The 416-nt window shown below is 57.0% G+C and carries 1 protein-coding gene; it reads right to left on the reverse strand.

Annotation, left to right across the window (positions count from 1 at the left end; translation table 11 throughout):
* Positions 1-401, reverse strand: a 401-nt coding sequence (locus G3I74_RS15630) for a hypothetical protein (RefSeq protein ID WP_203594416.1), incomplete at its 3' end; no start/stop codon positions are given.
* Between the last annotated feature and the right edge of the window lie 15 nt (positions 402-416).

Consider the following 416-nt stretch of genomic DNA (forward strand, 5'->3'; position numbering starts at 1 on the left):
GACACCGATACCGATACGGATACGGATACCGATACGGACTCGGATTCCGACTCCGACAGCGACAGCGACTCGGACTCTGACTCCGACAGCGACTCCGATTCGGACACCGATACCGATACGGATACCGATACGGACTCCGACAGCGACAGCGATTCGGACTCTGACTCCGACAGCGACTCGGATTCAGATTCGGACACCGATACGGATACCGATACGGATACCGATACGGACTCGGATTCCGACTCCGACAGCGACTCGGACTCTGACTCTGACAGCGACTCAGATACGGACACCGATACGGACACCGATACCGATACCGATACCGATACCGATACGGACTCGGATTCCGACTCCGACAGCGACTCGGACTCTGACTCTGACAGCGACTCAGATTCGGACACCGATACCGATACGGA

Origin of the sequence: Wenzhouxiangella limi (assembly GCF_010499265.1) — a bacterium.
GTDB classification, from domain to species: domain Bacteria; phylum Pseudomonadota; class Gammaproteobacteria; order Xanthomonadales; family Wenzhouxiangellaceae; genus Wenzhouxiangella; species Wenzhouxiangella limi.